This is a genomic window from Cellvibrio sp., from assembly GCF_039207905.1.
In the GTDB taxonomy this organism is placed as follows: domain Bacteria; phylum Pseudomonadota; class Gammaproteobacteria; order Pseudomonadales; family Cellvibrionaceae; genus Cellvibrio.
The window spans coordinates 50398-72652 of record NZ_JBCECX010000023.1 but is presented as its reverse complement, the minus strand read 5'-3'; the positions used below and the strand labels follow the sequence as shown (position 1 = coordinate 72652).

Genomic DNA, 22255 nt, shown 5'->3' with positions numbered 1-22255 from the left:
AGCAAATTGCAGTGGATCACCGGCCTCTTCTACTTTGAAGAAAACAACAATATGCAGGGCGGCATGACCCACTCGATGATGTTTGGCGAGTACTGGAATCAGCCCGACCGCACCCTCGAATCCAAAGCGGCCTTTGCGCAGGGTACTTATGACCTGACTGATGATCTCGCGCTGACTGTGGGCTATCGCTATACCGAAGATATGAAAGAAGACGTGGGCGGACGCGGCGCGCAGTGCTGGGATTGGCATCCGAACCAAGACGATGCATCCGCGAACGGTGGTAAATGCTTCCCGGCATGGGATCACGGCGCCTTTAATTCGCTGCCGAAAGATTACTTCACCAACGCAGCCATCTATCGCACCAACGCCAATAACGACAACCACGGCGAGTGGGATTACCAAAACTATCGCCTCGGTTTGGATTACGACATCAACGAAAACACCATGGTGTTTGGCTATGTCGCCAACGGCAATAAAGGCGGCGGTATCGGCGATGTAATCGTGCAAACCAAACAAGATCCGCTCACCGCTGAATATGTATTGGATGAAAACGGCAACGCGGTTATCGAAAAACGCTGGCAATTAACCTATGACGAAGAAGAAGTCGTGACTTGGGAAACCGGTGTTAAAACTGACTTGTTCGACAACTCCCTGCGTTTGACCGCGACCCTGTTCTACAGCGAATACACCGACATGCAGGTGAGCAACGTCAAGCCATTGTTCGTGACTTACGCTAAAGAGAAAGACCCACAAACCGGCGTTGAGACCGGCAAGATCACCAGCAACGCGGCTTACTCGACCGTGACCGATAACATCGGCAAGGCACAGATCAAAGGCCTCGAATTTGAATTCGATTGGGCGATGACCAGCAACGATCGCGTGCGCGGCCATTTCACCTGGTTGGATACCGAAATCGTGAGCGACTTTGTGCAGCAGTGGGCGTTTGCTGCAACCGACTTGTACAAGATCGACCAGGCGGCATCGGTTGATCCAACCAACACCCTGATCCGCGCCAACCTCAAAGGCAATGAGCTGCCCTCATCGCCCAAGTTCTCGATCAACCTCAACTACAGCCATGACTTTAACTTCAGTGGCGGTGCGTTAATACAGCCATGGGTAGGCGTGAACTGGCGCGATGACAGCTACTACAGCTACTTCAACGTAGATAAACATACCGAGAAGTTTGTGACCGATACACCGGAAGCCTTTAGCGATACCCGCCCGGCGGTGACCTACGTGAATTTGGGGCTCAAATACGTAGCGCCGGATGACAAGTGGAACCTGGAAGCCTTCGTCAATAACGCAACTGACGAGGTGGATTTCTACTGGGCCAGCGGCGGCGATGGCTTGATTAAAGGGCCGGTGTCCATGCCACGTTTTTACGGCATACGCGCCAACTACAACTTTTAATCGATAAGGTTTTGTTGAGTGTCAAAACCCCATTTTTTAATGGGGCTCTCCCTGGGTGCAAGGAAAGTCAGTCATAGCGGAGGTAGCATTTTTTGATGCCTGTTACCAAAGCCTTTTCTTGCAGCCTTTTGTCGCCCCGTGCTTGCACGGGGCATTTTTGATCAACCGTTCGAGCAAATCCGCTTCCCAGTTTAGGCCAAACACAAACTGAAGCGGTTCGAGTAAATTTAAACGGGCGCTAGCCTTAATCAAGTCATTCAGGATTCTTGCGGCAAAGGTGGCAACCTTATCAACCTGCCTCAAACAATAAGCATCAACACAATAAATAGAGAACCCGCTATGACTAAATCCATTAGGAAAATTTCGTTTATTAATTTAAAAACCAGTCTGCTTAGCACCTGTATCCTCGGGCTTGTCGCCTGCGGTGGCGGCAGTGACCATGGGGTCCGCGCCTCCACGAATACGCCAAGTTCAACCCCGGCGGTCTCATCATCGTCATCTTCCTCGTCAGTTGCACCTGTTGCGGTCTGTAACCCGGTAACGACTGGTACTGAAGGCCTGACCATGCTAAAGACCGATGGCGCCAAGTGGGTGAAGAGCAACGGCGACCAGGTTTGCCTCAAAGGTACCAACCTGGGTAACTGGTTAGTGCAAGAGTTTTGGATGATGGGCCAAGGTGGCAATGGCGTACACGACCAATGCACCCTCGAAGCAAAACTCACCGAGCGTTTTGGCTATTCTGAAAAAGAACGCTTGATCAAATTATTCCGCGACAACTGGATCAAAGAACGCGATTTCGACCAGCTAAAAGCGTTCGGATTTAATGTCATACGCCTGCCAATCCTGTGGAGCGTGATCGAGGACGAAAAAAATCCTCGAACCCTGCGTGCCGATGCATGGCATTACATTGATTGGACGATTGCCGAAGCAAAAAAACGCGGCATGTATGTGATCCTCGATTTACACGGCGCCCTCGGTGGCCAAACGCCTAACGACCACACCGGTTGCTCCGGCCAAAACCAATACTGGACCAATGCCGAATACCAGGACCGCACCAAGTGGTTATGGGAACAAATCGCCACCAAATACAAAGACGAACCTGCCGTTGCCGCTTATGACCCGCTCAACGAGCCATGGGGTTCAACTGCTGAAGATATGGCGGTACGCGTCAACGAACTCTACGACACCATCCGCAAGATCGATGACAAACACATCATCATGCTGCACAGCCATTATGGCAGTATCGATGTGTACGGCGATCCGGCAACAACTGGTAAAACCAACGTTGCATTCCAGCTTCACCCTTACCCCGGCCTGTTTGGTGATCGCCCTAGCGACACCCACTTCGATATCCATCGCGATTGGCTCAAGTGTGGCAACGACGGTAAAGGCGGTGTATGCGATTGGAACAAGCGCTTAACCACACTTAAAACCCCGATGCTGATGGGCGAATTCCAACCATGGCAAGGTGCGGGCGCAGGTGTAGATGACTTGGGCGGCAAAATCGGCGGCGCTACCTACGACATCTTCGCCTCCTACGGTTGGGCATCGACCAGCTGGTCGTACAAACTCGTTACCGTTGCTGGCGGACAAGGCAAAGGCACCTGGGGCATGGTGACCAATGAAGTTAATACCAACCTCGATACCGGTGTCGGCCTGATCACCAAAGCCAGCACTTGGGATTGCAACAACTGGGATTCCACTTTCGCTAATGCGTGCGCCAAAAAAGCCACCACCATTACCGCGGGCGGAACCGGCGATAAGACTTACTATCTGGTGATTAAGGTAGGCGCAAACGGCGGCGCTAACCCGGATGTGACTCTCGATAGCATCAGCCTGAAAAATGCTACTACCAACGAAGAACTGTTGGCTAACAGCAACTTCGGAGCAAGCGGCGGCTGGTCGGAATTGGCCATCAGCGGTTCACTCGCGTTCAACTACAACAGCCTTGATGCAACCAAAGCACCCACTGGTAGCAACGGTCCGGTATTGCACATCACCCGCCCTGCCGGTGTAGATGGTGAAATCAACGGTGCGATTTACCAACAAATCACCCTGAAAGGCGGCCAAACCTACAACTTCAGCGGTGTATTCAAAGGCAATAGCAGCGTAAATACCTGGGCAGAAATCTACTTGATCGAAGACGCTCCGGTTGCAGGTAAAGATGTAGTGGATAACGCCGGCAAAGTGGATTTCACCACCGCACCAGTTGCAGCTATCGAAACCCTGTTCAAGAGCTACGGTGAAGTGGGTTATGACGTGAACGCCGGTCTGGCCAAATGGCTGGTCACTGACGAACACAACAATGTGTTCGATTATCCGATTCGCCCCGCTAACGTGAAACTGGTTCAAACCGGTAACAGCGTTGCACTGACTTGGGATGCAATCGCGGGTAACGGCATTACCTACAACGTCTATCGCTCCAACCTGGCTGGTAACAAAGGCGCCTTGGTGGCAGAAGGCCTGACTGCACTGACCTTTAACGATTCCGGTTTAAATGCGGAAGAGACCTACTACTACTCGATCGCTGCTAAAAACAGCATCGCCGAGGGTTACACCAGCGAACAAGTCAACACCCCACTGATGTATCAACCTGTGCCAGCCAAAATCGAAGCCGAGAAATTCACGGCGATGAGCGGTGTGCAAACGGAAAACAGCGGTGATACCGGCGGCGGCCTCAATGTCGGTCATTTCGAATCGGGCGATTTCATTGAGTTCAAAATCAAAGCGGAAACCGCGGGTAATTACGTCATCGATTATCGCCTTGCAAGCCAACCCGGCAGCACCGGTTTTGAAGCGCTAATTGACGGCGTGGTGGTTGATACCCAAACCCTGGCAGCGACCGGCGGTTGGCAAACCTACATCACCCAAACTGGCGCCAGCTTTGCATTGACTGAAGGCAACCACACCTTGCGTTTACGCTCTGTTGGTAAGGAATGGAACCTCAACTGGATCGAAATTAAAAAGCAGTAAAACCTGATGAGATGCCCGCAGCTGCGGGCATCTCATTTTTGTAATTTACCCAAAAACAAGAGAACGCACTTATGAATGCACCAGTGAAACATCGACATCTGAAAAAACTTTTGATCGCGCTCGCGATTGCAAGCCCAAGCCTTGGCCTGCACGCAGCGGAAAGCACACCTGCCGCTAAAACACTGAGTGTTTACACCACTGCGAAAGATACTGACAAACGCCTGAGCCTGACCGATACACTCACGCTGAAGCCTGGAACACAACATCCGGAAACAGACATCGCTATTTACGTAAACCCGCAAAAAACCTACCAAACCTTTTTGGGAATTGGCGGTGCGATTACCGATGCAAGTGCTGAGACTTTTGCCAAATTAAACAGCAAGAAAAAAGCAGAATTTTTACAAGCCTACTACGACAAAGAAAAAGGTATCGGCTACAGCCTGCTGCGCACCACTATCCACAGCTCGGATTTCAGCAGCGGCAGCTACACCTACATCAAAGAAGGCGATAAAGAATTAAAAACCTTTGACATTAAACACGATAGAAAATATCGCCTGCCAATGTTGAAAGCCGCGATCAAAGCCGCCGGCGGAAAAATTCCTACTTACGCAAGCCCTTGGAGTGCGCCTGCGTTTATGAAAGACACCAACCAAATGTTGCGCGGTGGAAAATTATTGCCTGAGTACAACAATGCCTGGGCAACTTACTACACCAAATTTATTAAAGCCTACGAAAAAGAAGGCATCCCGATTTGGGCGATCACCGTCCAAAACGAACCTATGGCAAAACAAACCTGGGAGTCGATGATTTTCACTGCGGAAGAAGAGCGTGATTTCCTCAAAAACCATCTCGGTCCGGTGATGCAAAAAGAAGGATTGGGCGATAAAAAAATTATCGTATGGGATCACAACCGCGATTTGATCGTACAGCGCGTCAACACCATCATGAGCGATCCTGAAGCAGCAAAATACGTATGGGGTGTCGGCTTCCACTGGTATGAAACTTGGGCAGGAGGTCAACCAATGTATAAAAACGTTGCCGAAGTTAACGCTACTTATCCAAACCTGAATTTGATGGTGACTGAAGCATCAGTAGAAAAATTCAATGCCGACCGTTTCCTCCACTGGCCAAACGCAGAACGCTACGGCGATTCATTGATTAACGATTTCAACTCAGGTGCAGTAGCCTGGACCGACTGGAATATCCTGCTCGACAAAACCGGCGGCCCGAACCACGTTGGCAACTTCTGCTTCTCACCAATCCATGAAAAAGACGGCGAATTGATTTACACCCCGGCCTACTACTACCTCGGCCATTTCTCCAAATTTATTCGTCCGGACGCAAAACGTGTAAGCGCTGTAGCCAGCCGCAGCACCTTGCAAACCACATCGTTTATCAATGCTGACAATAAACTTGCCACCGTTGTAATGAACGGCACCGATGCCGCTGTTGACTACCGCATCTACATCGGCACCCAAGAAACCAAAGTCACCATCCCTGCACATGCATTGCAGACTTTGGTTTATTGATTTAAACGGTAAGAGTAAAAAAAGATCAGGGATGGTATTCGGTCAAAACTAAAATAACCCGCTTCGGCGGGTTTTTTATTAGTAATATCACTAGAACAAAGGAGTTTGAGCTTAAAGTTATCCAACGGTTCTAGATTGTTTACTGAAGGATTCATTTTATTACCTATTGTATCTGAAGTTAGTCGCGCTCAAATTTCCATGAGTTCAACACTTCAATACACTTAGGCTCCAAGTCTGGCCATACATTGATTATTCGCTCAAAACAATTTTCAAATGCTGCAACATTATCAAAATGAAAAGTTTCTGACATATATAAGGCCACCTCCACCTTTCGCCTATCATCAGAAAAAAGCCACTCAAACTTAAAAGACTCTATTTCACGTCCGTTATCATCCATACACCAAATTAATCTATCAAATACATCAGCCAGTGAGGCTGCTGGCAGCCCCACGACACTTCTATCAAGCAAAAAAGCCATAACCTCAGCAATATTCATCGTAGACTCTTCACTAAAATGTAGTCAAAAAAAATGGCTTTTGAAAAAATGGCTATGTAGCAGCCAGAAAATTAACCATCATTTTTTATAATTGAATTTATTTCTTTGTCGCAAAAACCTTATCCAGGAACTGAATAATATCGTTCAATGGATCAACCGCATCGCGATCAAAGCAGACCTTTAAAAATTCATTGCAGCCATTATCGAGGAATGCGTGATTGCGGCCTTCGTAAATTTTAAATTCAACTGCTTGGCCTGCAGCTTTCATTGCATCGACATATTGCTGTGCGGCAGCTGGTGGGGTTGTGGTGTCGGTGCTGCCTACGTGAACATATTGCGGAGCTAATTTGTAATCAGTTGCTTGCGGGATATTATAAATGGGCGATACGGCTTTATAAAAATCAGGATTCTTTTCTACTGAAACCTTATCGCCAAAAATACCGCGCGCTTTTGCTTGAGCAAGTTGCCAAAAAATATTGTTAGGCGATTCAAAACCACCTTGTGCTGCTTTGTATAAATCAAATGCACCGTAACTGATAACCGCTGCCTGTATTTTCAGACCATCTTCTTTTGCTACTTTTTCTGCAGATTTGTCTTTAGGTAAATAGGTTGGTTTAAAACCAAGAGTTTTACCGCTGAAACCGTCACTTTCCAAATTACGGCCAGCCAAGGCAACCATCGCGGTTAATTGACCACCGGCACTATCGCCAGTCACCGCAATACGTTTTGGATCTCCTTTGTATTTTGCGATATTGTCTTTTACCCACAACACACCACCCAGAGCATCTTCCACAATTTGGTTGAGATGCGTAGTGTTGTTATTGTCCGGCAGTAAACGATAGTTCACATTCACTACAACATATTCGCCGTGGCTGGCGACATATTCAGACATGGAATTCATAATCGAATTATTGTTAATCAACCAACCGCCGCCGTGATAAATCACCAAGACCGGATAATTCTTTTTACCGGTCTGCGGTACATAAATATCCAGGGTAAGCGGAATATTTTCAGGCGCAGCCCATTGGATAGCTTTATGCGCTTCAAATTTATGGCCGGCGCTGGCGCTGGCGCTGGCTGCAAGCACAAGCGCGAAGGCTGCAACGGCGATATTCGACAATAATTTCAAGAAGTGTTTATTAGTATTCATACTCTCATTCTCCAAAGATCTATTGCTGTAGAACGCTTTTTATGGGTATTTTGTTTCAATAAATGGATGTTGGACAAAACAAGTCTAGAGCGGCAATCAAATCACGTCAGTTGCCTTTTGTCATGAAAGCAATTGGCAACCAGTGTTAATAAGGGTAAATACATAAATTTAGATAGCACCCGGAGTGCTTCACGTTTTATTGTTATGCCTTATCGTTACGCTTTCTTATCACCCTCCCCGAACCTCAAAGGAAAATAACCATGAACAAACTCTTCGTACTCGGAGCGGCAATACTTCTACAAGGCTGCAGCAGTGTGGTCGAGCACACAGCAACCCCCAAACTGACTGATGCCGACAAAAAGAAATTGGTCGCTATCACCCAGAGCTTGCCTGCCGAGCACCAAGCCCGTTATGTGGCCCGCCATCCCGTTGAAACACTAGAATTTTTTGGCATAAAACCGGGCGACACCGTAGTTGAAGCATTACCCGGCGAAGGTTGGTATTCAAAAATATTGCTGCCTTATTTGGGCACTGACGGAAAATTAGTTGCGGTGGACTACAGTGTCGCTATGTGGCCGCTGTTTGGTGGATTCGCAACGCCGGAATTTATTGCACAGCGTAAAGCCTGGCCCGCACAATTTGCAGTCGATGCAAAAACCTGGGGCGGCCCCAATGGTGCAAAAGGTGAAGCTTATACGTTTGCCGATTTACCAGCAGAATTAACCGGCAAAGTAGACGCCGTATTATTTATTCGCGCCCTGCACAACCTCGCGCGGTTTGATGCGCAAGGAAATTATTTAAAGCAGGCACTTGCTGAAACACATCGTGTATTAAAACCAGGTGGCGTTGTCGGGATAGTGCAACATGCAATGGCTGAAGATAAACCCGATGCATGGGCAGATGGCAGCCGCGGTTATTTAAAACGTTCAATGTTGATCAGCGCCATGACCGCAGCGGGATTTGAATTTGTGGGCGAAAGCGATATCAACAAAAACCCTAAAGATGATCCGCAAGCCGATGACAATGTATGGCGTTTGCCACCGAGCCTCAGCGGCAATGAAGCACAAAAAGCCAAAAATAGTGCAATTGGCGAATCAAATCGCGTAACACTATTGTTTAAAAAATCTTAAACAAATAACAAGATGTAAATAAAAAACGGCGGTCTAGCAATAGCCCGCCGTTTTTTATTTTTCAAATTCCGCGCCGCTGGATTAACGCAGCTGAATAAAATTCACCGGAATCCATTCATAAGATTTCCCCTCTTTGCGCAAGTGACCAATGCCGGGGAATTGAATATGTGATGCAGCAAATAAAACATTCTGAGCCGAACCATCAATGAATACTTTATCGCGCTCTGCGGCTGCTTGTTTCTGATCGCTATCAAAGGCGATGGTTACTTGCGGATGCTCCAGCTGCACAGCATTCACGTGAATAAGATCACCAATCACCCATAATTTTTCGCCTTTGCTTTCCACTTTATAAATCGTATGGCCTGCGGTGTGTCCGTAAGTAGCATAAGAAGTAATGCCATCAACAATGCTGCTATTGCCGGAGAAGGAAACAAATTTTTTCGCTACCACATAGGGATTTATTGACGCGATTGCGTTTTTGTAACCGTCTTTTTGATCCGTAGATGCGCTGTCCATATTTTTTTGGCTCAGCCAAAAATCAGCATCTTTTTTATCGGCATGCACAATCGCATTGGGAAATGCCAATGCATTGTTGGCAATTAATCCACCGATATGATCCGCATGCAGGTGCGTGAGATAGATATCGTCAATTTGCGCGGGTGTGTAACCAGAGGCTTTTAAATTACTGATTAATTTACCGAGGGTTGGCCCAAACAAACTGCCTGTTCCTGCATCAATCAACATCAGTTTTTTGCCCGTATTAATTAGAAACGCATTCACTGAGGTTTCCAATGGCGCGTTTAGATAAGCCTTCGCCAGCGCCGCATGGGTGTGCGCTTCTGGTTGGGTGAGTAATTTATCCACCGGTAAATCGATAGTGCCATCATTCAGCGCGGTGATTTCAAATTCACCCAGCATCATCCGGAAATAACCGGGCGCCGATGTTTTTGCCATAGGTGCGGCAGCCATGGTGGCGACGCTGGTTAATCCACTGGCGAATGCGAGCAGGAGAAGGCTTGTACGGAATGCTTTTTTAACGATAGACATGATTTCCTCTGGGCTGGAATAGCCGGTAGTTGGCAGTGAGGAAAGTCTATTTCGTTGCAAAAATTCGAACAATAAGACAAAGTGCAAACCATCTTTGCAAATTGCGCAACCAACAGGATCGCCCCATGCTCGATGCCATACGCATTTTTCTCGCTGTTGCGAATAGCGGAAACCTCTCGGAAGTTGCGCGCAAAGAGGGCGTCGCCGCCTCATCAATCTCGCGCAAGATCGATGCGCTGGAAGAAGAGCTGGGATTTAAATTGTTCCTGCGCTCCTCGCGCTTGATTGCACTGACCGATGCAGGTGAACAATTTTTGCCGCGCGCCAACGCGATTTTATTGGAGATGGACGAAGCCAAAAGTGCGATGGCCGAACTAAATGCCGAACCACAAGGATTACTGACGATCACCGCACCAGCATCTTTCTCGCGCTTGCATGTTGCGCCTGCAGTGGCGCGATTTCTCAAGCGCTATCCGCAGATAGAAATTGAATTGCACGCAAGCGATGGCGTGGTGGATTTGTCCTCGCAGCGCACCGATGTTGCGATCCGCGTTGGCATATTGCCGGATAGCGATTTGGTAGCAACACATCTCGCGCCCTTTCGACGCATCGTCTGCGCTAGCCCCGATTATCTCGCCCGTCACGGCTACCCAGCGACACTGCAAGATCTGGAGCAACACAATTGCTTGTCACTCGCCACCGGCGTCTCGACCGTATGCGGTTTGTGGACATTTGCCGGATTAAATCGCGATGTTGCTTTACCTGTGCGTGGAAATTTCCGCACCAACGATATTAATTCACTGCTGCAAGCCGCCGTCGAAGGTATCGGCATTGTGCATCTCGCCAGTTGGTTAGTGAGCGATTTAATTATCGCTGGAAAACTGGTGCCATTATTTCCCGAAGCGCCCGGCATTCCTGTCCGCCTGCTTGCCGCGCGCATACAACCCGCGATTCACGCCGTACGCTTGCCAGGCCGCTCGCATGCAACAAAAGCACAATTATTTATTGCGCACTTGAAGGAATATTTTGGCTCGCCACCCTATTGGGATCGCGCGATTGCACAACGAGTAAAACCAGCCCCGTAATTACGGGTTATACTATTTTTCAACCTAAAAAATGGTTCCACGGAGCTTTATTTATGGAAAAAAAATCCTACCGCTATTTTTATTTACTATCTGCACCAACTAAAAAAAATAGTGCAGAAAATCTCACAGCATCAAAACAACAACCCAGCATTACTACAACAAAGTTTGTACCCCGATATGCTGCCACTTATCGAACAAATACGCACTGCAGCAAACTTTCCTCTGCGCAGCTGTTGCCCTCTAGCAAACTGTGAGCGTATTTCCTTTAACAACCAGGATGAAACCTACCTTGGCCTGCTGCAGCAAATAGAAAAAACTATCGCGTACTTACAGGAATTGGCGCACGCAAACGTTCAACATCATCCAGAAAAAATCCAGGATCAAGCTGGCACAAAGCACTTGGAATTGCCCGCAGCTGAATATCTCAACTTCTATGCTTTGCCAAATTTCTTCTTTCATTTATCGATGGTTTACGCGATTGCGCGCAACGCTGGTGTACCTCTTAGCAAAGGCGATTTCGATGGATACCATAGCTACCCGGAGAACTTCTCATTTGTAAGCTGATACACAATCGGAGAGGAATAATGAAAAAAACGGCATCCCTTTCAGGATGCCGATCAAGGAGGAGATAAATTGAGTGACTTAAAACTTAAAGATAAATCAGAGTGACTTCAAGAATGCGAGCAATGCTTCACGCTCATCCGTTGGTAAGTTGATAAAACGTTGCTTGATCGTTTCCGCTTCGCCGCCATGCCAGAGAATTGCCTCTGTCAGAGTGCGGGCACGGCCATCGTGCAAATAACCCGCCGGCGCGCCACACGCCACAAACTGGGTGTAGCCAATGCCCCACAGGGCTGGTGTACGCCACATGTTGCCGGGCGCCAAACCTTCCGCAAAATTGTCCGCTAAACCAGTGCCCATATCGTGCAACAACATATCGGTATACGGCTTGATGGTCTGATTGCGTACTTCATCGAAAGCCGCTTTGGTGCCGGTCTTAACCTCGTTCACATGGCAGGCCGTGCAGCGAATATCCTTGAACACCTGCTCGCCTTTTTCGATCTTGACTGGGTCAACATCCAGATAAGCCATGGGCGAAACCCCTTTAGGGAAACCGCTCACCAAGCTGCGTTGCGCGGGCACACCGAGCAAGTGCAAATATTGGGTCATCAACTCCAGAGCCTCATCAGACAGCCCCGGTGTAGTTGTGCTCGCATCACAACCCGTTACGCCAGCAAGACAGGCACGATTCGGGTAGATAGACGAGGTGACCGACATATCCAGCAAAGCAGCATTAGCGACTTGGTGGCGCAAGCTGACTTTACCGGCCTTCCATCCATAGCGCCCCAGGCGGACGTCACCGGTTTCTGGATCATATGCGTAGTTCGCGGTTCCCAGTACACCATCTGCATCAGGCGTAGTGCGCACACGGGCGAGGATGGTTTCGTCGGGAATTGCTTCCAGTAATCCCATACCAATCAACGGCTGTGCAGAACGCAGCGAATAGACACTCGGGGTCGGACCTTCAAAGGCAATAGTTGGCTTGCGCAATTCAACGGATGTGCCATCGGCCAGACTCACATTGTGCGTTGTGAAGCCGGATACCCAAACACCATTGCCCCAATTTTGCAGTTTGCCGCTGGTGAGCGAACGGGCATTCATTTGCAACGCCTGGCCATAAATAGGATGCGGGAGGTAATTGCCGTTGACGTCGGTGCCGGTAGCACCGGTGCGCACCACCATGGTGTCGAGCCGCTGGTTCAACGCCGTTGGTGTAACGCTGCGACCATTGTTGATATGGCATTTAAAACAGGACGACTGGTTAAAGTGCGGCCCTTGCAGCTGGCGGCCTTCGTCGTTGCGATCATTGCCTGCTTCGTTGTGCTCTCCGCTCCACAGATTGGTGTGCAACCAGCGACGCCCTTCCACAAAGCGTTGCATGTTCTGCATGCCGATGGTGTTGTGCGGCTGCTGGAACATAAAGGTGGCGTTATCGGCGTAATCGTAAGAAACCGAACCGTCACCACCTTGCAGTGTTTTCTCGGGCAGCGGCTCATTCATCAAGCGCGGCTGCACGCCGTACCAGGGGCGTAAACCCTTGCCAACAACATAGGTCAATTCGTTGGTGTAATAACGTACGCCGCCGGTATCACCCAGGGCATTCATAACCGCGCGGGTCGTGAAGAATGAACTGGTGAATTCAATAGCGTCGCCTGTTTTCAAGTTGCGAGAGGCTACACGTGTCTCGCTCGGCACCATCACACCGTCGGCATTTTGCGTCAGGGCGCGATGCCCGGGATAGGTTTCAAACACCACGCTACAACCGTCGTTGGCACCGATGATGTTGTCATAGCCGCTATCCGGTCTTAGCAGGACACCATTTGCAGGTTTCTCCACCACCGGGCAGGCCGCACCGGGATCTTGATAGGTGGAGTTATCGAGCAAGCGGCCGGGGCTCATCCAGCCAAAACCGGTGACATTCGGCTCATCAAACCGACGCACAAACGCATGGCCGCCGCCTTTTTGCGCCTGCTGGAAATATTGGTTAACGATAATCCGCGGCTTGGTAACACCGGCTACATTGCTGTTATCGATAAACTCCACACCCCAGGTGCGGTTCTTAAAGTAGTTGGCGACAAAATTCAAATGCGCGCCCGGGCCATTGTCCGTAGGTTTGCCTGAAGCATCGACGGTATCGTTGCGACCATAGCCCACTTCATTCCACTCTTCACCGCGCTCACGCGCATGGCGGGAACGACCAACCATGCCGAAACGGGTTACCAAAGTGCCATCGGCCAAGGTGAATTTAACGATTTCAAGCGGCTCGTCCGGGGTGGGCAAAGCAACGCGGTTGTTGCCATTGAGCGGATAAGAAATGGCCGAGGTAGATAGCACCGGCATGGAAGTGTCGCTTCCCGGTGTTTTAAATTCCGCCTCAAAAATGGAATAACCGTAGCGGGTTTCACGGGTGATACCTTGCAGGCGAAGATAACGCGCATGGGTATCCAGATTGAAAAACTCTTCTGTACCGCCTTTTGCACCGGTCACATAGCGCAGCTGATACCAGGTTTCAGCATCGTCAGATGCATAGATCGCATACTCTTTACCGTAGGCATTTTCCCACACCAACTTCATGTAGCCGATGGCGGTTTTTGCCCCGAAGTCGAATTGCAGCCAGGCATTATCCGGGTCTTGCGCGTTACTCCAGGCGCTCTCCCAACGGCTGGTCAAATTGCCATCGATAACTTTCGCAGGAGTATTGGTGTTATTTGAATTACCCGAAGAGGTAACCGCAGCTACGGTCAAAGAAGTGGCGGGAGCCGATTTATCATAGCTGGTCGATATCTTTAAGTTCGCCGGCAGCGGCGCCAACGAAGGAGCACCGGATTTCGGCAAAGGCGTAATTTCATGGTTAGGTGTGCCTTCGAACGCAGGTTCAGGCAAGTCTGCAACCGGATCTGTACCAGTGCCCGGTGTTGTTGGCTCGGTGACTGGCGGTTGCACCACAGGGTCCGTCACTGGCGGCTGTACGACAGGATCTGTCACTGGTGGTGTCACAACGGGATCAGTCCCCGTTACCGGAGGCTGGACAATCGGATTATTTCCTCCGCCATTATTGCCAGTGTCTTTCTTATCTCCTCCACCGCCTCCGCCACAGCTGACAACAGAAAAGCTGATAAGCAGCCCCAGCAACAGCGGCATCCTCTTGGTTGACCGAATAACAGAGCGATTGTCCATACAACTACATCCCCAGTATCAAACTAAAACACACGGTTGGTTTTTGAATTAGGCGCCAATTGTTTCATAGGTGAAATGCGGGGAATGTGCGGAACGGCAAATTTTTCCGCGCGAAAAACGCGAAAAAAAGGAAATTATTTTTATTTGTGCAGTGTGTATAGATGTGCCATTTTCCGGCGATTTATTCCCAACAACGGCAACAGGTTTTGTACGCACGGAATTCTGCATCTTAAGCGCGTGATTTTTGCTGCATGCAAACGTAAATAAATCTGCACTCACGATTTTATTGTTCAACCAAGTCTGATAATTTGCGCGCGCCCTGTCTCAGGGCAGCCATCCGGCGGATCGATAGGATTCATTCACAAGGAAATACCATGCAACAATCTCTACTCGTTACATCACTATTGTTATCTGCCCTGCTTGTCGGTTGCGGTGGCAGTTCCAATATAAAAAGCACCATGCCCATTGATCTACATGACAGCAATGCCGATGCTGTTTTTTTGCAGGCTAAAACGACTCTCGCATCCGGCAGGAAAATACATCTGGAAGTGGAGCAACACAAAGTAAATGATACGGTTTTCCTCAGCAGTGGTGGCGAGGACGGGCGCTATCAATACCGTTTACACGATGGCAACCCCAACGGCTCGGCTGTTTTAGTGGGCCCCGCCATTGCAGACACATCACAAAAAATTACCCAAATTTCTGCACACGCCAATTATTCATTAGTCGATACACGCCGCTTTAAAATGGGTTGGGCACCGCATGTGAGTTATTTATTTCTTGATAGTGCTTATCGCACTCCCGGCAAGGCGGTGAAAGTCGATATGGATAAACCTGGCCTGGGTGCACAGTTAAATTTGGGCTTTATTATCCTGCCGCAATTGAGCTTGAATCTCGCCGGAAAATTTACCCATTTCACCTCGGACACCACTAACTTTACCCACAATGTATTTGTGCGCTACCAACCCACTCCGCAGTTAAATATTGATATTGGAAAATACGTGGGCACACTCGATGTCAACGAAGATTCAGGGGTGATTTACGAACAGCGTGCAGCAAATGACCCCAACTGTTTTCCAAATTGTGTGTATGAATTTAACGGCAAAAAACCATCGCGATTGGAAATCGACAACTCCGGCTTCCGCGTAGGCCTCGGCTGGAGTTTCGATTAAGTCACCATTAAATAGTGCAACCCTGCTCATCGCAGCCCGCTATTTGTGGCTGCGATTTTTGTTCAGTGACGATTGCAGAGGTAGAACTGCGCAATGCATTTGCCTCTTGCACTAATTCCGCAATTTGCGCCCCCAGCAACATATCGCTGACTTGCCCAAAATATTGATAGCGAATAACACCGGCTGCATCGATTAATGTCAGCGTTGGCGTGCCCTGCATAAAATACGCGCTCATGGTGCGTGGTGTAGGTGCGCCATCAATCCCCGCGCGATCCACCCCCACCGGAAAATGAATGCGGTATTCATGCAGGAATGCTTGCAGTGAGGTGGGCGTCATCGCAGCGTGATGCTCGAACACCGTGTGCAATCCGATCACCGCAACATCTTCTGCGGCGAAGCTGGCGCGAATACGCGTCGCCTGCGGCAAGCCGTGGGATACGCAGCCGGGACACAACATCTGGAATGATTCCAGTGCGATCACTTTGCCGCGCAAAGATTCGAGCGTAAGCGGCGTTGGGGTGTTGAACCATTGTTCGATTTGCCACGCGGGTGCGGGGCGATTTAATTTGCTCATGTTTGTACTCCACATTATCCAAACCGGTTTTTGGCCGGTACAGAAGACCTGCAACCGGCGGGATTGCCGCCAGCTGCACCAATCAATCGTTGATGATCAATTACTGATTCGGTTTGCCCGGCAAACTCAAATCACCCGACGCCACCTTGAACACATCCACCACACACAAAAGTGGCGCATGCACGCTGGCGTTAACGCGCAAACCGGCGGTTACGCCATCAAATTTCGCAGCGGCAACAACACCGGCATCTTCAAAGGGCACACGTACTTCTACGGTTTGGCCGTTGAATACCGGGGCCCAACCGGGACTGTCGATCAGGATGGGCAGACCCGGCCAGGTTTTTGGCAGGCGCGGTTTTGCACCCTCAGGAATATCCACCACACCGAGCGCGCCAGGACCGCAAGCTTCGGTCGGTTTGAGTACGACCCAGTGGCTGTGCCAGAGATCGCCGTCGTTGGTGAGATTGCCATCGCCGTTTTCGTCGTAGAGCGGAGTATCGTCAAAATCCGGATGCGCGGTTAGCGCCATGGCGAGAATGCCGGTGCCGCGCTCAAATCCGACTTCGTAGGGATCAATGCTGGTCGGCCACACATAGGAAAAGACATTGCTACCGGCGAGTTTGCCGGTTTTGGCAGGCTTACTTTTACCGGCCTTGCCGGACACCGCCATATGGAAAGTGACGACGTTTTTGTCAGTAGTGACCTTGGCGTGGACGATATCAAAATCGGCTTTCACCGCTTTGTTGGCGGCCGCTTGGATACCACCATGATGGCCGGCATCGTGTGCATTAGCAGCGCCGTTGCTCAAGGCAAAAACGGCAGCCACTAGGAGTGGAAGGGCTTTCTGGCGCATAATTAACATTCCTCGTATTGCGTTGCTTACGTTAAGTACTGGGAAACCGGGCGATATTCGATTGCCGTCGAATATCGCCCACTCTTTTTATCCGCGTTATTGCGAATGCATTGGCCGGAAGCGCAGCACGCTCTCTTCGGCTTGTTGTTGGTCAGCTGGCTGTTGTTCAGCGCAATCGACACGTAATTCAGAATCGCCAAACGGCTGTTGCACGAAGGCGCAAAAGTGCGGCTTATCGGGTTGGCTGCCTTCGCCCGGGCGGAAAAACCGGCAGCCCAAACAAGTGCGCGACCCTGTCGCCAAGCCTTTTTGCTGGGCTTCGCGCACCAGCAATTGCGTCACGCGCAAAAATGCGCCCACATCCTGCTCACTCAAACCATTTATCAGCGCCGCCATTCCCTGCTGCGGATCATTTAGGCGCGCGGCTATTTCGCGTCCGTAAACAGTGACGCTTAGCAAACTGGCGCGCTTGTCCGCTGGATCAGCGGCGCGCAGCAACCACCCTTTCGCTTCCAGGGCTTTGAGCGAATCGCTCAAGCTGGCTGCCGATATTCCCAAGCGCTCGGCGATCTGCGCTGCACGCAAGGGTTCAGCCGCACCATCAAGCATGCGCAATACTGCCGATTGGGTCGGCGGCAGCGATGGAGTGCCGTCTTGTCGCCAGGATTGGGCACGAACCAGCGACGCTAACTGCTCAAGTCCGGCTACTGCCTGTTGTTTTTGGAAGTCGGTTGTCATGCAATTAATTTAGGAGTCCTAACCATAATTGTCAAGCTATCGCACTAATAGCCAAAGCCTGACGCTTTTTACGAAACCGATCTCATCACTAAAAAGCGAGTTAAACCGCTATCAACTGGCTTGAGTGTGCACAAATAGGCACTTTTGTCGCCACTTACTGCTTGTGCAAAATCCTAAACTGACCATAAAATGTAACCGATTACAAAAATTGACCGACGTTTTCATAATAATAATGGGCGCCACCCCAAGGCTCTTTTCTCCAAAGATGCTAGTGCAAGCCCTGGTCACGATAGTAGTCATAACCCGAAAGCAGTTCGCCTCACGACAACTCCGCTACGTCTCGCGCAGGCACTGCCTCAAATTGCCAATGCAGTTTGATAACAATAACCAGCTCGCAGGAATTGGTGCCCCATTGCCAATTGAGCAATACCCGCAAAGGAATCCCGCTATGAAAAAACTACTGCCTGCTTCAAGAAAATACTTACAACGCACCGCTCTGGCGTTAGCCACCGCAACCATGATGGCCCCTGCATTCGCGGGTTGGACGGTGAGCGGCACGCAAGTGCTCGATCCTAACGGCAATGCTTTTGTATTCCGAGGCGTAAACCACGCTCACACCTGGTACGCCGACCGCTTGACCCAATCGCTGCGCGACATAGCCGCGACCGGCGCTAACTCGGTACGTGTGGTGTTGAGTAACGGCACCCAGTGGTCGCGCAATAACGGCGCCGATGTGACCAACGTGATCAACCAATGCAAAGCCAACAAGCTTGTTTGTGTGCTGGAAGTGCATGACTCCACCGGCTACGGCGAAAGTACGGCGGCAACCCATATCAGCCGCGCGACCGAGTATTGGCTGAGCAGCGATATCAAAGCGGCCATCACCGGTCAGGAAGATTATGTGATCGTAAATATCGCCAACGAACCCTTTGGCAACAGCACCTCGGCGGCGACTTATACCGCCGATCACATCACCGCGATTCGCGCATTACGCGCCGGTGGCTTGACACATATGCTGATGGTCGATGCCGCCAACTGGGGACAGGATTGGCAAAATGCCATGCGCGATAACGCTCCGGCCATTTTCGCGGCCGACACCCTGAAAAACACCGTATTTTCCGTGCACATGTATGAGGTCTATAACAACGCGGCCATAGTGCAAAGTTATTTGAGTAGCTTCCAAACCCGCAACTTGCCCATCGTGGTCGGGGAGTTCGGCGCGGAGCACAACGGCAGTAACGTTGCGGAAGATGCGATCCTCCAATATGCGCAGGATATGCGCATCGGCTATCTAGGCTGGAGCTGGTCAGGTAACGGTAGCTGCTGCGTGAATCTGGATATTGTGAATAACTGGAATGCAGGCTCGCTCAGTACCTGGGGCAATTTCCTGATCAACAGTACCAACGGCATTAAAGCGACGTCTAAACTGGCGACCAACTTCAGTGGCACAACTACCAGTAGTACCAGCAGTGCGCGCTCCAGTGTCGCGCCGAGTTCAGCCGCACCTTCATCAACTCCCCGCAGCTCGTCATCAATCGCGGTGAGTTCTTCATCGGTCGCGAATGGCGGCACCTGTAATTGGTATGGCAACCGCTATCCGATTTGCATCACTAGCAATAGCGGATGGGGTTGGGAGAATTCGCAAAGCTGTGTGGGTCGCACCAGTTGCGCCGCATTGCCAGCACCCTGGGGGATTGAGGGCAGTGCGACATCCAGCACCGCACCAAGCTCAACACCGGCATCCAGTAGCAGAAGTAGCGTTGCGCCCAGTTCGATTCCAGCGTCATCCGTACCTGCATCCAGCCGCTCATCCTCCAGCGTCGCCAATACCGGAGGCGTAAGTTGTACTTATGTGGTGAGCAATTCCTGGGGCGCAGGTTTTACCGGTGCCATCCGCGTGACCAACACCGGCACCAGTGCAAAATCCGGTTGGACTGCAAGTTGGACTTATTCCGGCAGCAACCGCATTACCAGTTCATGGAATGCGACGCTGACCGGCAGCAACCCTTACAGTGCAACCGGTGTTAACTGGAACAGCACTATCGGTGCCGGACAAACGGTTGAGTTTGGTTTCCAGGGCAACACTAATGGCGGCAGCGTAGAAACACCGGCAATCACTTGCCGTTAATCCAGAGCCTCCTACTGCAATAAAAAGCCCCAGCTTCAAACTGGGGCGCCTCTTACAAGCTCAGCTTGTACAAACCAATTTCACCGGCGGTTTGCTCCATCTTCCCATATTTATCAATGACTATTTTCAGATGGTCCCTAAAAGGTGGGTTATTGGTGTTGCCTCTCAAATTCCAATAGACAAATCGAATGTTATTTGCTTTTAAATAGGCAACAAGGTCTTCCTCACTTTTAATCCGATCAAATGCAGCAAGTGTAGAAGGTGATACCCAATCAGGATAAAAAGGCTTTCCATATAACAATGCACCATTACATCTACCACTCTCAAAAAGTACGTTTTCACCAGGGTAAATTTCATTGAGATATAGATTAATAACATGTTCGGGATTGTAATTTACAGCGATCTTCTGCTTCTGATGCTGCGTAAAGTTTTTGAGCGAATTGTGATCATATATCCAACTAATCCCCGGTAAAAAATAAAAATTTAGTGACACCAAAGCCACAACAGTAATTGCTGCAAGGGTATTGTTAAAATAACCTATACTTTTTCCCCCTGGCATATAAAAAACACCTGCAGCCAATATGCACGCAACAGGCATTATGGGAAACAAATAGCGGATGTACTGCATCATATAAAACATCACACTACCAAATAAGACTACTGGAAGCGCAAGATATAACAGTGTTTGAAACCTTAATAATCTGCTCAAACACAAAATTCCTGCAAGCGGCAACAAAAGGTAGTGAAAACCCGCACTAAAATTTTTAGATTCAAAATATTTACTGGAATCAAAAAACATCGCCCACCAAGCCTGAAGACTAGCGCCATGGGTAAAGGTACTATCTTTAAAGTTAACTGGATTGTAATAAGGCGATTGGAAAATAGCGTTATACAAAGGAAAAACTGGATTTCCGGTAACAAAATAACTTGAGAGATACGGATTAAGTGCAGCGCCCAATCCTAAAGCCAGCACTACAGACACAGTGATAAAGGTAAATTTCGAAAAAGTACATATTTGACGAAAGTTGTTCCACTCACTCACCAATAAACATAAGCATAAAGATCCAGCCAATACAGCTGCAGGCAGCTTTATTGCGATCAATAAAAAGGAAACCAGCAATACGCCAAGAAAACGTTGAATAAATGGCATTTGCCGATTAATGCCAATACATATGGCTGCCATAGTTAACACAGAGAGGATCAACTCTGTTTGCAGACCTGACAAAAGGTTAAATAACATCGGCGTAGAAGCCAGAAATGCCAAGCACAGTAGTCGGACATTAATGCTGTCAAACAACTGACTCGCCGTCATTGCAGTTGAGGCAAACAACGCAATTAATAGAAAAATATTAAGTGCGCCGCGAGAATCCGAATTAGCAATAACAGAGACAATCCCATGAATCATATCCAGGGTAAAAGGCGCTGCGTACCAAATTTGTGTCGTAACATCAAATAAGTATTGGTGATGTGTATGCAACTGGCTCCACATTGCCAAGTGGTAGCTGTTATCGTCAGATGTCACACTTAGTACGAATGAATAGCTGCTGAAAAAACCAATTATCGTCAATAGCATTGCCAGCTTCCAATAAGCTATTGGTGATAAAGCGCTATTGATGCCCTGTATAAATTCTCTAGCGGCATGCCCTATTTTTTGCTGTTTACTAAGACGGATAAATTCAATACAGAGAGGGACAAGTAGAATAAAAATATATCCCGCGCGGTAGTTAATTGGGAAATGAATCATAATCCCGAAAATGACAACATACCCCACCAATCCCAGAATCAAAACAACACCGATATGCCAAGGCTCGTCGGTGATACAGCGCGAGATAATACGCCCCAAACTAAACATACTGAGTGCAAAAAGCAGGCAAGAAAAGCTTGCTAGCACCCCATTGCCAGCAAACAGCACTAGCATAAATCCGATAATGAGCGCTAATTTCTCTGCACGCGGCACGCTAAATTTGCATAGCATAATCAGACCTGCACTAATGGCCATCCATGCCCCCGCCCCCTCCAGAGCGCCAGCAGACCAATAGTTTTGCATAGATGTATCGCTAAGCAGCAAACCGATTATTACAGAAACAAAAGCGATAAACAGGAAACAACCTTGAAAATAACGGGGCATATACCTTGTGGGCAAACTCACAAAAAATTCCTTATCGCAAGCTAAAGAAGGAGGGAGAATAGAAAAATAGGAAGGCTATTGTAATATTCTCTATGCTCATTTAA

The 22255-nt window shown here is 49.2% G+C and carries 16 protein-coding genes; 8 read left to right on the top strand and 8 right to left on the bottom strand.

All coding sequences use genetic code 11. The features are described 5' to 3' along the window. The 3 genes from AAGC78_RS14655 to AAGC78_RS14645 form a co-directional block, all read left to right on the top strand. The coding region (locus AAGC78_RS14655) for a TonB-dependent receptor domain-containing protein (protein WP_435784840.1) at positions 1-1410 on the top strand (1410 nt) is incomplete at its 5' end. A gap of 339 nt (positions 1411-1749) precedes the next feature. Further along, a complete protein-coding gene (locus AAGC78_RS14650) occupies positions 1750-4383 on the top strand; it encodes a cellulase family glycosylhydrolase (RefSeq protein ID WP_435784839.1) in 2634 nt (877 codons plus the stop codon). 71 nt (positions 4384-4454) lie between these two features. Continuing rightward, positions 4455-5912 carry a glycoside hydrolase family 30 protein gene (locus AAGC78_RS14645; protein ID WP_435784838.1) on the top strand — a complete coding sequence of 486 codons (1458 nt, stop codon included), beginning with the start codon at positions 4455-4457 and terminating at the stop codon, positions 5910-5912. 178 nt (positions 5913-6090) lie between these two features. On the opposite strand, the gene AAGC78_RS14640 is transcribed toward AAGC78_RS14645, so the two are convergent. Then, complete coding sequence (locus tag AAGC78_RS14640) at positions 6091-6408, bottom strand: hypothetical protein (RefSeq protein WP_435784837.1); 318 nt, start codon at positions 6406-6408, stop codon at positions 6091-6093. Positions 6409-6505: 97 nt separating this feature from the next. Beyond that, the gene (locus AAGC78_RS14635) at positions 6506-7558 is read right to left on the bottom strand and encodes an alpha/beta hydrolase (RefSeq protein WP_435784836.1); all 1053 of its coding nucleotides are present in this window, start codon (positions 7556-7558) and stop codon (positions 6506-6508) included. Positions 7559-7818: 260 nt separating this feature from the next. On the opposite strand from AAGC78_RS14635, the gene AAGC78_RS14630 reads away from it, so the two are divergent. Then, a complete protein-coding gene (locus AAGC78_RS14630; protein ID WP_435784835.1) occupies positions 7819-8688 on the top strand; it encodes a class I SAM-dependent methyltransferase in 870 nt (289 codons plus the stop codon). An 81-nt stretch (positions 8689-8769) separates the two neighbouring features. Here the strand turns inward: AAGC78_RS14630 and AAGC78_RS14625 are convergent, their stop codons facing one another. Beyond that, a complete protein-coding gene (locus AAGC78_RS14625) occupies positions 8770-9735 on the bottom strand; it encodes an MBL fold metallo-hydrolase (RefSeq protein ID WP_435784834.1) in 966 nt (321 codons plus the stop codon). Positions 9736-9860: 125 nt separating this feature from the next. Between AAGC78_RS14625 and AAGC78_RS14620 the strand changes: the two genes are divergently transcribed. Both AAGC78_RS14620 and AAGC78_RS14615 read left to right on the top strand, forming a co-directional pair. After that, complete coding sequence (locus AAGC78_RS14620) at positions 9861-10820, top strand: LysR substrate-binding domain-containing protein (protein WP_435784833.1); 960 nt, start codon at positions 9861-9863, stop codon at positions 10818-10820. Between the two features lie 9 nt (positions 10821-10829). Then, entirely contained in the window at positions 10830-11384 is a 555-nt protein-coding gene (locus tag AAGC78_RS14615) for a DUF1993 domain-containing protein (RefSeq protein WP_435784842.1), read from the top strand. Positions 11385-11480: 96 nt separating this feature from the next. On the opposite strand, the gene AAGC78_RS14610 is transcribed toward AAGC78_RS14615, so the two are convergent. Continuing rightward, positions 11481-14558: a di-heme oxidoredictase family protein gene (locus AAGC78_RS14610; RefSeq protein ID WP_435784832.1), complete on the bottom strand. Its 3078-nt coding sequence runs from the start codon at positions 14556-14558 to the stop codon at positions 11481-11483. A gap of 374 nt (positions 14559-14932) precedes the next feature. Here AAGC78_RS14610 and AAGC78_RS14605 point away from each other — a divergent pair, with 374 nt between their 5' ends. After that, entirely contained in the window at positions 14933-15730 is a 798-nt protein-coding gene (locus AAGC78_RS14605; protein ID WP_435784831.1) for a hypothetical protein, read from the top strand. A 7-nt stretch (positions 15731-15737) separates the two neighbouring features. On the opposite strand, the gene AAGC78_RS14600 is transcribed toward AAGC78_RS14605, so the two are convergent. The 3 genes from AAGC78_RS14600 to AAGC78_RS14590 form a co-directional block, all read right to left on the bottom strand. Further along, the gene (locus AAGC78_RS14600) at positions 15738-16304 is read right to left on the bottom strand and encodes a redoxin family protein (RefSeq protein WP_435784830.1); all 567 of its coding nucleotides are present in this window, start codon (positions 16302-16304) and stop codon (positions 15738-15740) included. Positions 16305-16404: 100 nt separating this feature from the next. Beyond that, the gene (locus tag AAGC78_RS14595; protein ID WP_435784829.1) at positions 16405-17157 is read right to left on the bottom strand and encodes a hypothetical protein; all 753 of its coding nucleotides are present in this window, start codon (positions 17155-17157) and stop codon (positions 16405-16407) included. Between the two features lie 96 nt (positions 17158-17253). Beyond that, the gene (locus tag AAGC78_RS14590; RefSeq protein ID WP_435784828.1) at positions 17254-17895 is read right to left on the bottom strand and encodes a MarR family winged helix-turn-helix transcriptional regulator; all 642 of its coding nucleotides are present in this window, start codon (positions 17893-17895) and stop codon (positions 17254-17256) included. A gap of 448 nt (positions 17896-18343) precedes the next feature. Between AAGC78_RS14590 and AAGC78_RS14585 the strand changes: the two genes are divergently transcribed. After that, a complete protein-coding gene (locus AAGC78_RS14585; RefSeq protein ID WP_435784827.1) occupies positions 18344-20023 on the top strand; it encodes a cellulase family glycosylhydrolase in 1680 nt (559 codons plus the stop codon). A 52-nt stretch (positions 20024-20075) separates the two neighbouring features. Here AAGC78_RS14585 and AAGC78_RS14580 read toward each other — a convergent pair whose 3' ends face one another. After that, positions 20076-22172 carry a hypothetical protein gene (locus AAGC78_RS14580; protein ID WP_435784826.1) on the bottom strand — a complete coding sequence of 699 codons (2097 nt, stop codon included), beginning with the start codon at positions 22170-22172 and terminating at the stop codon, positions 20076-20078. Positions 22173-22255 lie beyond the last annotated feature (83 nt).